General features: G+C 66.9%; 11 protein-coding genes. 5 read left to right on the top strand and 6 right to left on the bottom strand.

Annotated elements, in window-relative coordinates; all coding sequences use genetic code 11:
- Positions 1-23: 23 nt before the first annotated feature.
- Positions 24-2,897: a TonB-dependent receptor gene (locus ACIQ1T_RS12230; protein ID WP_395944827.1), complete on the bottom strand. Its 2,874-nt coding sequence runs from the start codon at positions 2,895-2,897 to the stop codon at positions 24-26.
- 263 nt (positions 2,898-3,160) lie between these two features.
- Between ACIQ1T_RS12230 and ACIQ1T_RS12225 the strand changes: the two genes are divergently transcribed.
- On the top strand, positions 3,161-4,759 hold the full coding sequence (locus ACIQ1T_RS12225) for a carboxylesterase/lipase family protein (protein ID WP_395944826.1): 1,599 nt from the start codon (positions 3,161-3,163) through the stop codon (positions 4,757-4,759).
- On the opposite strand, the gene ACIQ1T_RS12220 is transcribed toward ACIQ1T_RS12225, so the two are convergent.
- From ACIQ1T_RS12220 to ACIQ1T_RS12205, 4 genes are all read right to left on the bottom strand, one after another.
- Positions 4,756-5,748: an alpha/beta hydrolase gene (locus ACIQ1T_RS12220; RefSeq protein WP_395944825.1), complete on the bottom strand. Its 993-nt coding sequence runs from the start codon at positions 5,746-5,748 to the stop codon at positions 4,756-4,758. The two genes, ACIQ1T_RS12225 and ACIQ1T_RS12220, sit on opposite strands and share 4 nt — an antisense overlap.
- 3 nt (positions 5,749-5,751) lie before the next feature.
- A complete protein-coding gene (locus ACIQ1T_RS12215; RefSeq protein WP_395944824.1) occupies positions 5,752-7,389 on the bottom strand; it encodes a family 43 glycosylhydrolase in 1,638 nt (545 codons plus the stop codon).
- A 58-nt stretch (positions 7,390-7,447) separates the two neighbouring features.
- Entirely contained in the window at positions 7,448-8,734 is a 1,287-nt protein-coding gene (locus tag ACIQ1T_RS12210) for an MFS transporter (protein WP_395944823.1), read from the bottom strand.
- 86 nt (positions 8,735-8,820) lie between these two features.
- Positions 8,821-9,648, bottom strand: coding sequence for a 2-keto-4-pentenoate hydratase (locus ACIQ1T_RS12205; RefSeq protein ID WP_395944822.1), 828 nt, complete (start codon positions 9,646-9,648; stop codon positions 8,821-8,823).
- Between the two features lie 169 nt (positions 9,649-9,817).
- On the opposite strand from ACIQ1T_RS12205, the gene ACIQ1T_RS12200 reads away from it, so the two are divergent.
- A complete protein-coding gene (locus ACIQ1T_RS12200) occupies positions 9,818-10,867 on the top strand; it encodes a LacI family DNA-binding transcriptional regulator (RefSeq protein WP_395944821.1) in 1,050 nt (349 codons plus the stop codon).
- A gap of 64 nt (positions 10,868-10,931) precedes the next feature.
- Here the strand turns inward: ACIQ1T_RS12200 and ACIQ1T_RS12195 are convergent, their stop codons facing one another.
- Positions 10,932-11,594 (bottom strand): RpiB/LacA/LacB family sugar-phosphate isomerase, encoded by a 663-nt coding sequence (locus tag ACIQ1T_RS12195; RefSeq protein ID WP_395944820.1) that lies wholly within the window; start codon positions 11,592-11,594, stop codon positions 10,932-10,934.
- Positions 11,595-11,768: 174 nt separating this feature from the next.
- Between ACIQ1T_RS12195 and kduI the strand changes: the two genes are divergently transcribed.
- From kduI to ACIQ1T_RS12180, 3 genes are all read left to right on the top strand, one after another.
- Positions 11,769-12,614 (top strand): 5-dehydro-4-deoxy-D-glucuronate isomerase, encoded by an 846-nt coding sequence (gene kduI / locus ACIQ1T_RS12190; RefSeq protein ID WP_395944843.1) that lies wholly within the window; start codon positions 11,769-11,771, stop codon positions 12,612-12,614.
- 22 nt (positions 12,615-12,636) lie between these two features.
- Entirely contained in the window at positions 12,637-13,395 is a 759-nt protein-coding gene (kduD, locus tag ACIQ1T_RS12185; protein ID WP_395944819.1) for a 2-dehydro-3-deoxy-D-gluconate 5-dehydrogenase KduD, read from the top strand.
- 198 nt (positions 13,396-13,593) lie between these two features.
- Positions 13,594-14,637 carry a PfkB family carbohydrate kinase gene (locus ACIQ1T_RS12180; RefSeq protein ID WP_395944818.1) on the top strand — a complete coding sequence of 348 codons (1,044 nt, stop codon included), beginning with the start codon at positions 13,594-13,596 and terminating at the stop codon, positions 14,635-14,637.
- Positions 14,638-14,653 lie beyond the last annotated feature (16 nt).

Raw genomic sequence — 14,653 nt, 5'->3', positions numbered from 1 at the left:
CTGAACCCGGCGCCCTGTCTCGATCAGAACTTGTAGCGAGCGCCGACGTACAGTTGGCGGCCCGTGTGGTGATAGACATAGGTGCTGTCGCGTGACCCGCCGATGTCGCCGTGGTTCTGGCGGTTCTCCTCGTCCGTCAGGTTCAGCCCCTCGATGGAGAAGCTGAGGCTGTCCGTCAGATTGTAGGAGGCCGAGGCGTCGATGGTGGTCGATTCCGACTTGCCCTGATACGGGATCAGACCCAGCGCGCCGTTCGATCCCGGGACGTTCTGGAAATAGGCGTCGCGATAGGCAGCTGAGACCCGGGCGTTGATCTTGCCGTCATCGTAATACAGCGTCGCGTTCCAGGCCTCCGGCGACAGGTTGACCAGATCAGCCGTGACAAAGGCTGCGCAGGTGGCGGTGACGCAGTAGTCGATCTCCGATTCAACGTGGGTGTAGTTGAGCTGCGTGCCAAGGTTCGCGAGCGGCCCCGGCAGGAAGCTGAAGGTCTGCTGATAGCTGATCTCGAAGCCCTTCAGCGGGCCGCCGGGGGTGTTGGTCGGCGTGCTGAACTGGAAGGTGGCGCCCGCCGGGCGCGCTCCCGCAGGGAAGGCGATGGGATTGAGCGCCGTCAGGTCGCTGTAGAGCACCGGCTCCGCCGTGGTCTGCACATAGGTCGAGATGTCCTTGTAGAAGTAGGCGAAGGACAGCAGGGCCTCGGGCGCGAAATAATACTCGATGGACAGGTCATAGGTCTTGGCCCGGTACGGATCGAGCTCGACATTGCCCAGAGAGGCCGTGTTGGTCGCGGCGTTGGCGGCGCTAAGCGTGAACACCGGCGGCAGGTTCGTCACCGGCGGACGGGACATCACCTTGGCTGCAGCGAAACGAACGATCAGATTTTCGTAAGGCTCGATCGACAGGTTCAGCGACGGCAGAGTGTCTTCGTACTCGTTCTTGCCGAGAACAGGCGTCGCGACCCCGCCGACATTGGAATAGCCCAGGGCTTCGACTTCCGTTTTCACCTGGCGCACACCGATGTTGCCGCGGAAAGCCACACCCCTGACCTCGGTGTCCCAGTCCGCCTGAACGTAGCCGCCGGTGTCCTTCTCCGTCACTTCGCGCCAGTTGCCGTAGGTCGTGGAGTTTCCATTCAGACCGATCAGGCGGAAATCCCCCCCGGGGACGCCCGTGTCGCAGTTGCAGTTGTAATCCCAAACATCCGCCAGCGCGGCCAGATCGGGCCGAACCCAGGCGGTCGCCGACCCGGCCGGCAGATCGAGGTTGCGCCCGAAGCCTTCCAGCAGATTGGTCACGTCCGCCATGCTGACGCCGGCCGGCAGGGCGGGCGCCCCGTTCGTCAGGCGGGCGAAGTTGCGGCTGTTCGATTCGAACTCCTTGCGACTCACACCGGCCTTCAGCGTCAGCCAGTCGTTGAGCTCGAACTCGAAGCTCGCCTCACCCGTCGTATAGATATTTTCCTGGAAGTTGGAGCTGGAGCGCAGTTCCGAACGCGGCTGTGCGCCTGCCGGGCCGACGATCGTCCACTGGGCGGGGTCCGTGACGTCGAAGCCCCAGTTGATGGCGGGCAGGTTTCGATTCTCGCGGAAATCATAGGAATAGCCGTCGACGTTCTGGCGATCGATGATCGCGCTGACCTGCACGGGGTTGCCGAAGCTCGATTCCGCCCGGCCGACCAGGCCGCTGAATCGCAGGCGATCCGAGAACTCGTGCTCGACGCCGAAAGTCATCTGTTTGAACTCGGTCTCAAGGACATCGAACCGCTGCTCGCTGCGGATGTCCATGTCGTCGAGCTGGGCGTAGATCATCTCGCCCGTGTCGGGGTCGATCTCGAAGTCGACGATGTCGACCTGGGGTTTACCACCCTGATCGGCGCCGCGGCTGAGCGACCAAGCCTGGAGGAAGTTCTCGCTGCGGGTCGAATCGAGCTTCGAATACAGCATGTCCATGGTGAACAGGGTCGGCCCATTGCCCGGCCGGGCCTGCAGCGACAGGGTTGCGCCCAGACGCTCCTGACTATGTTCCAGGCTGCCGTAGCGGGGAATGCGAGGGTGATACACGAGGTTGGCGTTCGGAAGCACGCCGACGTTCTGGAAGCCGCCATCGTTCGACGTCGGGAAGCCCGGGTTCGGGCCAGCCGGCCCCCAGCGGACCGAGCTGAAGCCTTCTTCCAGGCTGTCGCGCTCGCTGTAGGCGATGGAGAACAGGGCGCCGAGCTGATCATCGGCCCAGGTGTTGGACACCAGGGCGGCGAAGCGCGGGCTCCAGTCCTGCGACAGGTCGTTATAGCCGTACTGGCCCGACAGGGCGCCCTGGAAGCCCATCTTGTCAAACGGACGGCTGGTGCGGAGATCGACCGTCGCGCCCAGCGAACCCTCCTCGACCTCGGCGGAGGCGGTCTTGCGGACGGTGATATTGTTGAAGAGTTCGGAAGCGAAGACGTTGAAGTCGAAGCCGCGGCCACGGTTCACGCCGCCCGAGGAGTCGGTCGCGCCGGTCGAGGACTGGGCCTCGATGCCGTTGATGCGGGTGCGGGTGAACTCCGAGCTCAGGCCGCGCACGGTGATCGAACGCCCCTCGCCCGCGTCGCGGTCGATGGAGACGCCGGGGATACGCTGGATCGATTCCGCCAGATTGGTGTCGGGGAAGTCGGCGATGTCCTCGGCCGAGATGGCGTCGACGACGCCGGCCTCGCGGCGCTTGATGTTCAGGGCGTTCTGCAGGCTGGCGCGGAAGCCGGTGACGACGATCTCGTCGACCTCTGCGGCGTCCTGAGCGGCATCCGGCTCGGCGGTCTGCGCGGCGGCGTCGTGCGCCATGACGGCGAGCGCCAGGGCGCCCAGCGAAACGGTGGTCGTCAGCGCGCGACGCGCGAATTTATGGCGTTGGTTCATTTTCGATCTCCTCCCAGGTCTGGCTCTCGGGGATCGATCCGCCCCCGTTTCACCGCCCGCTGCTGGCGGGCGACACCGGTGTCAGGTCTGGTTTGCCAGATCGCTGCTACCGGTGTCATAGAAGTTGTACGCACAGTTGCGGGTCGGTGGCAAGAAGGTGGCGGACGGGTTTTTCCCGTTTCCGCATCGGCGCCGTCCAGCCGCTGTGCAGAGGTGCAAAACGACCGGTCCGATAGAGGCCGGCTTTTAGGGAAGGACGACGGATGAGACAGGACGCGGACACAGAAACAGCCGAACGGGCCATGATGAGCCGACGTTCGGCCCTGGCGGCGGGGCTGGCGGTCGCGGCCCTTCCCGCCTCGCCCCGCGCCGCACCGGGGCCGACCGATCCCCAGGTGCTGACCACGGCAGGCCCCGTCGTCGGCATCCGCAGTGAGGCGGTCAGGGTCTTCAAAGGCGTGCGTTACGGCGCGGCGACGAGACGATTCCAGCCGCCGCAAAAGCCGACGCCGTGGCGCGAACCGGTCCGGGCGGTCGCCTTCGGCGGCGCCAGTCCCCAGCGCGGCGACGAGGCGAATCAGAGCGAGGATTGCCTGTTCCTGAACGTCTGGACGCCGGGCGCCGACGCCGGAAAGCGGCCGGTCATGGTCTATATCCACGGCGGCGCCTATGCGACCGGGTCAGGCAGCCATCCGCTTTATGACGGCGCGCGACTGGCCGAGCACGGCGATGTGGTGGTGGTGACGGTCAATCACCGGCTGAACGTCTTCGGCTACGCCTATCTGGCGCGGTTGGCGCCGGGCTTCGAGGATTCAGGCAATGTGGGACAGCTGGACCTGATCCAGGCCCTGCAGTGGGTGCGGGACAATATCGCCGCCTTCGGCGGGGATCCGGACCGGGTCATGCTGTTCGGACAGTCGGGCGGCGGGGCCAAGATCGCCACCCTTATGGCGACGCCGGCCGCGCAGGGCCTGTTCCATCGCGCCGCGACCATGAGCGGACAGCAGGTGACGGCGTCCGGCCCCATCAACGCCACGACGCGGACGACGACCTGGCTGAAGGCCCTGGGCCTGACGCCGGACCGGGCGGCCGAGGCGGCGACGATGCCGGTCGAGCGACTGCTGGAGGCGCAAGGAACCGAGGATCCGATCCTGGGCTTCGGCGGCCTCTATTTCGGGCCGGTGCTGGATTTCCGCACCCTGCCCCGCCATCCCTTCTATCCGGACGCCGCGCCGCAGGGGCGGTCGATTCCGATGATCATCGGCAATACCCGGGACGAGACCCTGGGCTTCATGGGCAATGATCCGAAGAATGCCGGCCTGAGCTGGGAGACCCTGCCCGCGCGGCTGACGCCCGGGGTGATGCGGATCGACATCACGCCGGAGGCGGTGATCGCCGGATACCGCCGGATGCATCCCGACTGGTCGCCGGATCAGGTGCTGATCGCCGCCACCACGGCGGGCCGATCCTGGCGCGGCGCGGTGATCGAGGCGGAGGAGCGGGCGAAGGCCGGGGCGCCGGCCTGGGTCTATCAACTCGACTATCCGGGGACCATGCCGTCGGGACGCAGGGGCGCCTTCCACACGGCCGACATCGCCCTGGTCTTCGACAATGTCGCCATTCCGGAATCCCGCGTGAACGGGCCGGGCGCCCAGACCGTGTCGGAGGCGATGCGCAAGGCCTTCTTCGCCCTGGCCCGCGACGGCGACCCGAACCATGCAGGCCTGCCGCGCTGGGACCGCTACGAGCTGGCGCGCCGCCAGACGATGCTGTTCGACGTCGAGTCGCGCATGGCCGACGACCCGCGCGGCGACGAGCGGGCCTTCTTCTCGGCCATCCCCTACGTCCAGCCGGGAACCTAGAGCGGGAAGTCCAGCCGGGCGGCCCAGGCGCGGACCAGATCGGGCCAGACCTGGGCCGGCCTGCCCTGGATCAGGCGGACGCCGAAGCCGTGGCCGCCTTCCTGGAACAGATGCGCCTCGGCCGGGACGGCGGCGGCCTTGAGGGTGGTCAGCAGTTGCAGACTGTTCTCGACCGGCACCGAGGCGTCGTCCATGGCGTGGACCAGAAACACCGGCGCGGCGTCCTTCCAGTCCATCCGCTCCAGCGAATAGGCGGCGATCCGTTCCGGCGTCGGCGTCTCGCCCAGCAGGTGGGTGCGCGATCCGGCGTGGACGTGCGGATCTTCCATGGTGGCGACCGGATACATGAGCACCGTCAGGTCCGGGCGCAGCGACACCGTGTCGGCGGCGTCGACCGGAGCATAGGTCGCATCGGTCCGGGCGCTGGCCAGTCCCGCCAGATGGCCCCCGGCCGAGGCGCCGAGGACGCCGATCCGGTCGGGCTTCAGCCCATAGTCGGCGGCGCGGCTGCGGATCAGGCGCAGGGCGCGCTGGGCGTCCTGCAGCGGGGCGTCGGCCCCGGCGGCCCAGCCGTCGGCCGGCAGGCGGTAGCGCAGGACGAAACAGGTGGTCCCGGTCTCGGCGAAGACGCGGGCGACGTCATAGCCCTCCTTGTCCAGCACCGCCCAGCGATAGCCGCCGCCGGGGATCAGCAGCAGGGCCGAACCGTTCGGCCGCTCGGGCCGGAAGACGGTCAGGATCGGGTCGGTCGTATACTGGGCGTAGCGGTCGTGGAACGCCGGATCAGTCGATCGTTCGGGCACGACGGGGGTGACGCTGACCCCCTCCCCGCCCGGCGCGCCGTTCGGCCACAGACGGATGATCTCGGTCGGATCGGGTGGGGCGATGGTCGGTGTCGGATGGCGCGGGCTCAGGGTCTGTTGCGCCAGGGCCGGAGAGGCGACGACGGCGCCCGCCAGGCCCAGCAAGGTGCGGCGGTCCATAGTCATGACCTATTCGGTTCCCAGCGTACGGAAGCGGAAGTCGCGGAAAACGGCCTGGCCCCGTCCTGCAGAATAGAGACCCGGCCGCAGCATCATGAAGCCGCCACGGACATTATGGTGATAGCCCGAGACCTCCATCTGGCGGTCTCGGAAGATCTGCCAGGTCTTGCCGTCCGCGCTGTGGTGGAAGCTGACGATATGGCGGTCATTGGTCAGACGCAGCCACATCCGTCGGCCGTGCGGATTGGCGGGGCGACCCCGTTCGATCCCGTACTGATGGGTGACGAACTTCTCGCCGTCGAAACCGAGGCCGGCGTAGAGGGCGCGATCGTAGAAAAGCACCAGACCGGCGGTGCAGCCCGGATCCACCTCGATCTCGCATTCGAACTCATAGGCCAATTCGCCCTGAACGAAGGTCAGGGGCGAACAGTCCTTGGGCGCGGTTCCCTTGGCGGCGAGGGTCATGACGCCGCCTGCGCGGGACAGGCGTGAGCGCTCGCCCGGCGCGGGATCGTAGAAGCTCCACTGGACGCCGAACTTGTCGGTCGAGAAATCGTCCGACAGAGCCATGCCATGAACGGAAGTCGCCGTCGCCGGAGCGGGCATCGCCAGCGGGCGGGACAGGTCGCCGCCCAAGGCGCGGAACCAGCCGTCGTCGGTCCATTCGATCGGGTCCAACAGCGTCTGACGGCCCAGGGTCCAGTAGGCGTTCTCATAGCCGTGATAGACCATGTGCCAGCCGCCGCCCGGTCCCTCGATCAGGGTGGCGTGACCGCGCGACCACCATTTCTCGGCTGCGTTTTCGGTGCGGACCAGAGGGTTCGCCGGGCAGTTCTCCCATGGACCGTGGATGGATCTTGACCGGGCGGTGATGACCATGTGGCCGGTCGGCGGACCGGCCGTGCCGCCGACGGCGGTGATCATGTAGAACCAGTCGCCGCGACGCAGCAGTTTCGGCCCCTCCGGCGCGAAACCTTCGACCACCCAGTCGTCGGGATAGCGCCAGGGGTCGTAGACGTGGGTCACCTCGCCCACCGTGGACAAGCCGTCATCAGACAATTGCACCCGATCGCCGCCGTTCAGGAACAGATAGCGTTTCCCGTCCTCGCCGACGATGTGGCCGGGGTCGATATGCTCCGGCAGTTTCAGGTCGACGGGCTCGCTCCACGGCCCTTCGATCCGGTCGGCCCAGATGACGTAGTTGGAGCGATAGGTATCGGTGCGGGCCGGCAGATAGATGAAATACTGCCCGTCGTGCTTGCACAGCTCGGGCGCCCAGACGGACCCGATATTGGTCGTCAGGGCCGCCACCACCGGCGTCCAGTTCACCAGATCGGTCGAGCGCCAGATCACGGCGCCGGGCACGGATTCGAACGACGAGAAGGTCATGTACCAGACGTCGCCGTCCTTCAGGATCGACGGATCCGGATGGTCACCGGCCATGACGGGGTTCAGATAGGTCCCGTCGCCCAGATCGGCGCGCCGCTGGCCCTCGACCCCCGGCCGCCAGCGCAGGGTGTCCCATTCACGACCGACCGGGGCGATCCGGTCGCGGGTCTGGGCTGACGCCGGCGGAGCGGAGGCGCCCGCCAGGCCGACACCGCCCAGAAGTCCGCCCAAGAGGGCGCTGCGTCTCGAGAAGGCCATGTCCCCGCTCCTGCAAAGAGAAACGGCCGGACGATCGCTCGTCCGGCCGTTCGTTTCGTCAGACCTTTGCCGGCGCGTATTTCGGCGACAGCAGGTGGACCACCAGCAGGGCGATCAGATAGGCCGAGCCCGCGACGATGAAGATGGGCGTATAGGTGCCGATCTGCTCCAGGACGTAGCCGGCGTATTTGGCCATGGCCATGCCGCCGATGGCGCCCAGCATCCCGCCGATGCCGACGACCGAGCCCACGGCCGAGCGCGGGAAGACGTCGCCGGGGAAGGCGTAGAGGTTGGCCGAGAAGCCCTGGTGGGCTGCGGTGGCCAGGCCGATGATGCCGACCGCGACCCACAGGTTCGACGCTTCGGCGGCGAACATCACCGGCACGGCGCACAGGGCGCAGATCAGCATGGTGATCTTGCGGGCGTTGTTGACGCTCATGCCGCGATGCATGAAGCGCGAGGACAGCCAGCCGCCGCCGACAGAACCCACGTCGCTCAACAGATAGATGGCCACCAGCGGCGGGCCGAAGCTCTTCAGGTCCAGGCCGTAGGTCTTGCCCAGGAAGTCGGGCAGCCAGAACAGGAACATCCACCAGATCGGGTCGATCAGAAACTTGCCCAGGGCGTAGGCCCAGGTTTCGCGAACGCCCAGCAGTTTGGTCCATTTGACCTTTTCGACGACGTCGGCCGGATCCTGCTCGATATAGGCCAGTTCGGTCGCCGACAGGTTCTTCTGCTCGCGCGGACGACGATAGACCAGCAGCCAGATCGGCAGCCAGATCAGACCCAGGGCGCCGGTGATGACGAAGGCCATCTCCCAGCCGAAGGCCAGGACCAGGCCGGGCACGATCAGCGGGGTGACGATGGCGCCGATATTGGTGCCGGCGTTGAACAGACCGGTGGCCAGGGCGCGTTCCTTCTTGGGGAACCACTCGGCGACCGCCTTGATGCCGCCGGGGAAGCCGCCGGCCTCGCCGACGCCCAGAACCATCCGCGCCATCATGAAGTGCGACAGGTCGCGGGCCGCGCCGTGCAGGATATGGCCGATCTGCCAGATGCCGAAGGCGACGCCGAGACCCCAGCGGGCCCCGACCTTGTCCATGATCCGGCCCCACAGCAGATAGGCCACGGCGTAGGAGGCCTGGAACCAGAAGACGATGTCGGCATAGTCGGTCTCGGACCAGCCGAACTCGGCGGACAGGGTCGGCTTGAGGAAGCCGATCATCTGCCGGTCGACGTAGTTGATGACCATGGCCGCGAACAGCAGCCACATGATCACCCACCGGTATTTGCCCGGTGACGGCGCCTTGATCTCGATCGGCGCCGCGCTCGAAGCGTCAGTCATTACAATACCCGTTCCTGATGTTTCCTCGACGCGTCCCAGCTCATTCCGTCCCTGAACGGCGGCCGGGTTGACGTCTCGATGATGTCTTACTTGATCTCGGCCCGAACGACCGAACAATGGAGTTCAGCAATACCCTTGAAGATGCACACGGCCTCGTCGCCCGCGTGGACCCGATGGACACCGGTTACCGCGCCGGTCGAAACAAGCGTGCCCGCCTTCAGCGGACGGCCCCACCGGGCGCAGTGTTCCAGCAGAAAGCGGACGGATTCCATCGCCCCGCCCTGAAGCGAGGGCGAGCCGCCCGTGCCGACGCTGGCGCCGTTGATGACGGTCTCGACCTGGATGTCGTCCAGCACGTCGCGCCAGTTCTCGACTTCCGGCCCGACCATCAGGCCGCCGTTGTTGCCGAAGTCCGAGGCCACGACAGCCGAGCCAAGGTCGTTGATGGCCGACAGGGGACTGCCGGCCAGCTCCACGCCGATGAAGACCTTGTCGACGGCGGCCTTGGCCTCCTCGACGGTCCAGTCGGTCTTGGCCGGATCGGCGTCTGCGCCGATGCGGGCGATGAATTCCGATTCGACGGCGGCGAACCCGCCCTCGATCTCGGGCAGGGGCACGACCGTGTCGCCCGGCGCAGGCCAGACGTTGCGGGCGAAGATGGCGCCGGCCAGGCGATGGACGCCCAGTTTCGGCTGCAGAGCGGGCGGCACGCCGCCGACCTTCCAGCCCACGACCTCGTCGGGGAACAGGCCGATGGCGATGTCCTGAATGGCGTAGGATTCGGCCATGCTCTCGGGAATGCGGCCCGGATAGTCGGGCGTGCAGCGGGCGGCGAGGCGGGCGGCGACGAATTGCTCCGCGATCGCCGTCGCCTCGGCGGAGACGCCGGACGGTGTGACGGGCGTCGCGCTCATCGGGCGCGGCTCGCGGAAGAGAGGGTGAAGATCAAGGGAAGTCGCCTCGTGAATAAGCTTCGATAAGAACCACGAAGGAAACCGGTGTCAATGCGCTTTCACGCCGCCCATGGCGTCGAGCGCGAGTCGCGGCTATGGCTGACGTTCGACAGGATGGGAGGCTGCGGCCTTGGCTCAAGACGATCCGCGCACCGGCAAGCCGGCCAAGCGGGCTACGATCAACGACGTCGCCCGAGAGGCGAAAGTCTCCAAGAAGACCGTCTCGCGGGTGATCAACCAGTCGCCCTTCGTGCGTGAGGACACGCGCGAACGGGTCAATGCGGTCATCAAGACCCTGGGCTTCACCCCGGACCCTCAGGCGCGCGGCCTGGCCTTCCGCCGGTCCTTCCTGGTCGGTCTGATCTACGACAACCCCAGCCCGACCTATGTGGTCAACATGCAGCAGGGGGTTCTGGATGCGCTGAAGGGCTCGGGCCTGGAGCTGGTCGTGCACCCGTGCAACCGCAACTCCCCTACCCTGCTGGAAGACATCAAGGGCTTCGTCGAGCGCCAGCGGCTGTTCGGCGTCATCATGCCGCCGTCGGTGTCCGAGGACGAAAAGGTCATCGAACTGCTGCAGGATCTGGACTGCCCCTATGTCCGCATCGCCTCGGTGGCGCTGGACGAGCCCCAGTCGATGGTCGTGACCAACGACGGCGTCGGGGCGGCCGAGGCGGCGAACCATCTGGCGGATCTGGGCCACAGGCGGATCGGCCTGGTGCGCGGTCCGGACCTGTTCCGGTCGTCGGCGGTGCGGGGCCAGGGCTTCCTGGACGCCCTGACCGAGCGCGGCATTCCGCTGGACCCCGCCTATGACTTCAAGGGCGCCTATACGTTCGAATCGGGGGTCGAGGCCGGGCACGCCCTGCTGTCGCTGGCGACGCCGCCGACCGCCATCTTCACCCTGAACGACGACATGGCCATCGGGGTGATGCAGGCCGCCCGCGAACGCGGTCTGGAGCTTCCGCGCGACCTGTCCGTGGTCGGTTTCGACGATCTGCCGATGGCGGCTCGGGTCTGGCCGAACCTGACCTCGGTGCGCTTGCCGATTCGCGACATGGGACGGATGGCGGCGGAGAAGCTGCTGGCGCCGATGCGCGGCGTCGACCCCGCCAAGCTGCAGCAGGACGAGGTCCGTCCGGCCCTGGTCGTGCGCAAGTCCGCGATCGACGCGGCCTGAACCAAGCCGCCTGACGAAGTTGAAAAGGGCCGGCGGGGTCGTCCCCGCCGGCCCTGATCCAGGCTTAGGCCATTTCCAGCGCGGGCTTGGCGCTGAGAACACCCTTCAGATAGTCGCGGATGCCTTCGTCGGTGGCGTTGGCGAAGAAGTAGTCCTGGAAGCGCTCGCCGGCGATGGCCGCCTTCAGCAGGTCCTGGTCCATCGTCTTCAGCACGGTCAGCATGTCGTGGCAGGTGACGGCCTTCAGGCCGCTGAGCACGCCGCGGTTCTTGCGCATGATCTCGGCGCGTTCCTTCGGATAGCCCAGGCCGCGCTCGCCCTCGAACAGCTTGCGATAGACGTCCTGCAGGTTCAGTTCCGCCGCCCAGCCGAAGCCCTTGGCGTAGGGCATGGAGATGGCGTTGCCGTCATTGATCTGGCCGAACAGGAAGGCGTCGGTCGGGTCGATGACCAGGCCGCAGAAGACGCCCGGCATGCTGTTGCAGGCCAGCATCGAGCCCATGCCCGTGCCGCAGCCGGTGACGACGAAATCGGCCGCGCCCGAGTTCAGCAGGATGGCGGTCAGGACGCCGTTCATCACATAGGTCAGCGACGCCTTGTCCTCGGCCGCATACATTCCATAGTGGAAGACTTCATGGCCCAGGGGTTCCGCGACGGCGGTCAGCGCGGCGTGCACCGTCTCGCTTTTGGCGGCCTGGCTGTTTTCGATGATGAGAGCGATCTTCATGGGGGAATCCTCAAGACGGGGACGGAGCGATGCCGAGCAGATGTCGGCGATTATGGTCTAATCCATTGCATCATAATATGACACCGGTTACCTAGTCCACCGAAGGACGGACACAAGATCCGTCCCCCGTGGCTCGCCCCGCGAGTTCGAAGGGAGACCCGCATGTACGACCCCATGTACGACAAAGTCTATCAGGCCACCCATCCCGACATGATGGACGGCGCCACGAACCAGCAGCTGCGCGACCGCTACCTGATCGAGGGCCTGTTCGTTCCCGGCAGGATCAGCCTGAACTATTCGCACCACGAGCGGATGATCATCGGCGGCGCCACCCCGACAGAAACCGCCCTGACCCTGCCGACCCAGTCCGAGCCGCCGTCGCTGGCCGGCGCGGCCTTCCTGCAGGCCCGCGAGCTGGGCGTGGTCAATATCGGCGGCGCGGGTTCGATCACCGTCGACGGCGAGACCATCGACCTGGGCTTCCGCGACGGCCTCTATGTGCCTATGGGCTCGACCGAGGTCGGCTTCACCTCGAAGAACCCGGCCGAACCGGCGAAATTCTATCTGGTCGCCACCCCGGCCCACGCCCGCCACGTCCTGACCAAGATCTCGATCGACGAGGCCGTGCCGCTGGAGATGGGCGCGCTGGAGACGTCCAACGAACGGACCATCTACCAGTATGTGGTCCCGGCCAAGGTGAAGTCCTGCCAGCTGCTGCTGGGCGTGACCGTGCTGAAGCCCGGCTCGGTGTGGAACACCATGCCGCCGCACATCCACGATCGTCGCTCCGAGGCCTATCTCTATTTCGGCCTGAGCGAGACCGACCGCGCCTTCCACTTCATGGGCGAGCCGGACAAGGCGCGCCACATCGTCGTCGCCGACGGCGAGGCCGTGATCTGCCCGCCGTGGTCGATCCACATGGGCGCAGGCACTTCGAACTACACCTTCATCTGGGGCATGGGCGGCGAGAATCTCGACTATACCGACATGCACAAGCTCGACGTCTGCCAGTTGAAGTAATCAGGATAACAGGAGGAAATTCATGAGCAATCCGTTCGACCTGACCGGCAAGGTCGCCCTGGTCACCGGCGGCAACACGGGTCTGGGCCAAGGCATCGCCCTGGCCCTGGCCGAGGCCGGCGCCGACATCGTCTCGGTCGCCCTGTCGGAGTCCGACGACACTGTCGCCAAGGTCACCGCCCTGGGCCGCCGCGCCCACGCGATCAGCGCCGACCTGACCTCGATCGAGCCGGTCGAGCGCGTGGTTCAGGAAGCCCTGGACGCCATGGGACGGATCGACATCCTGGTGAACAACGCCGGCCTGATCCGCCGCGCCGACGCCGTGGACTTCACCGAGGCCGACTGGGACCTGGTGATGAACATCAACCTGAAGACGGTCTTCTTCATGAGCCAGGCGGTCGCCCGCCTGTTCATCAAACAGGGCGACGGCGGCAAGATCATCAACATCGCCTCGATGCTGTCCTTCCAGGGCGGCATCCGCGTGCCTTCCTACACCGCGTCCAAGTCGGGCGTCGCCGGCCTGACCAAGCTGATGGCCAACGAGTGGGCGCCCCACCGCATCACCGCCAACGCCATCGCCCCCGGTTATTTCGCCACGGCCAACACCCAGGCCCTGCGCGAGGACCCGGTGCGTTCGGCCGAGATCCTGGGCCGTATCCCGGCCGGTCGCTGGGGCGAGCCGTCGGATCTGGGCGGCGCGGCCGTCTTCCTGGCCAGCCGGGCCTCGGACTATGTGCAAGGCGCCATCCTGCCGGTCGACGGCGGCTGGCAGGCGCGCTGACCCCAACCCCGTTTCCGTCATCCTCGGGCTTGTCCCGAGGATCCAGACTCCCGGTTTCAAAGTCAGGGCGACCTGCGGACACACCGGGAGTCTGGATCCTCGCCACGAGGGCGAGGATGACGGTGAAATATTGAAGGCGTTCGCCATCGCATCGCTTTCAGGCACAGTGCCGATCCGATCCCGCTGCGGTTAGCCTCCATGTCTCAGAACGCCTCCTCCAAACGCATCCTTTGCTTCGGCGAGATGCTGCTGCGGTTCTCGCCCAACGACAACGAACTGCTGATGCAGTCCCCCGCCCTGACCATCCGTCCGGCGGGGGCCGAGGCGAACGTCGCCGTGTCCCTGGCCCGTTTCGGCGCGCCGACCAGCATGGCGACGGTCCTGGCCGACAACGCCCTGGGCCGGGGCGTCCGCGACGAGGTGCGCAAGCACGGGGTCGACACGTCCCCGGTCGTGTTCAAGCCCGGCCGGATGGGCCTGTATTTCCTGACGCCCGGCGCCGTGCGGCGGCCGTCGGAAGTCCTCTACGACCGCGCCGGCTCGGCCTTCGTCGACCACGTCGACACGGCCTTCGACTGGGACCAGTTGCTGGACGGCGTCGAATGGCTGCACGCCTCGGGCGTGACCCCGGCGACGGGTCCGAACGGCTCGGCCGCCGCCGTGGCGATCATCGAGGCGGCTGTCCGCAAGGGGGTGAAGGTCAGCTATGACGGCAATTTCCGCGGCAAGCTGTGGGAGCAATGGGCCGGCGATCCGCCGACCACCCTGGGCAAGATGCTGTCGGGCGCCACGGTCGCCTTCGCCGACGACCGCGACTTCGCCCTGGTGCTGAAGACCCGGTTCGACAGCGCCGATCCCGCCGTGCGTCGCCGCGAAGCCGCCAAGGCCGCCTTCGCCGCCTTCCCTCGCCTGCAACGCATCGCCTGCACCCTGCGGGTTCAGGAGAGCGTCGCGGACCAGGCCCTGTCCGCCGTCATGCTGACGCGTGATGGGGACGGCGTGATCGAGACCAACGCCGAGGCCATCCACATGGCGGGCGTGGTTGACCGGGTCGGGGGCGGCGACGCCTTCGCCTCGGGGGTGCTGTTCGGCCTATGGAGCGGATGGACGGATCAGGAGGCGCTGGACTTCGGTCTGGCCGCCGCCGGTCTGAAACATTCGGTGCCCGGCGACTTCAACCTGTTCACCGCCGACGAGGTGCGCGCGGCCATGGGCGACGGCGGTTTCGACATCCGACGCTAGGCGTTTGATCCAGACA

Origin of the sequence: Brevundimonas sp. (assembly GCF_044336875.1) — a bacterium.
Lineage (GTDB): Bacteria > Pseudomonadota > Alphaproteobacteria > Caulobacterales > Caulobacteraceae > Brevundimonas.
This window is presented reverse-complemented; position numbering and strand designations above follow the sequence as displayed.

Excerpts from the sequence above, each read along its gene's own strand:
- ACIQ1T_RS12230 (WP_395944827.1), bottom strand. The coding sequence starts at position 2,897 with ATGAACCAACGCCATAAATTCGCGCGTCGCGCGCTGACGACCACCGTT.
- ACIQ1T_RS12225 (WP_395944826.1), top strand. The coding sequence starts at position 3,161 with ATGAGACAGGACGCGGACACAGAAACAGCCGAACGGGCCATGATGAGC.
- ACIQ1T_RS12220 (WP_395944825.1), bottom strand. The coding sequence starts at position 5,748 with ATGACTATGGACCGCCGCACCTTGCTGGGCCTGGCGGGCGCCGTCGTC.
- ACIQ1T_RS12215 (WP_395944824.1), bottom strand. The coding sequence starts at position 7,389 with ATGGCCTTCTCGAGACGCAGCGCCCTCTTGGGCGGACTTCTGGGCGGT.
- ACIQ1T_RS12210 (WP_395944823.1), bottom strand. The coding sequence starts at position 8,734 with ATGACTGACGCTTCGAGCGCGGCGCCGATCGAGATCAAGGCGCCGTCA.
- ACIQ1T_RS12205 (WP_395944822.1), bottom strand. The coding sequence starts at position 9,648 with ATGAGCGCGACGCCCGTCACACCGTCCGGCGTCTCCGCCGAGGCGACG.
- ACIQ1T_RS12195 (WP_395944820.1), bottom strand. The coding sequence starts at position 11,594 with ATGAAGATCGCTCTCATCATCGAAAACAGCCAGGCCGCCAAAAGCGAG.
- kduI (WP_395944843.1), top strand. The coding sequence starts at position 11,769 with ATGTACGACAAAGTCTATCAGGCCACCCATCCCGACATGATGGACGGC.
- kduD (WP_395944819.1), top strand. The coding sequence starts at position 12,637 with ATGAGCAATCCGTTCGACCTGACCGGCAAGGTCGCCCTGGTCACCGGC.
- ACIQ1T_RS12180 (WP_395944818.1), top strand. The coding sequence starts at position 13,594 with ATGTCTCAGAACGCCTCCTCCAAACGCATCCTTTGCTTCGGCGAGATG.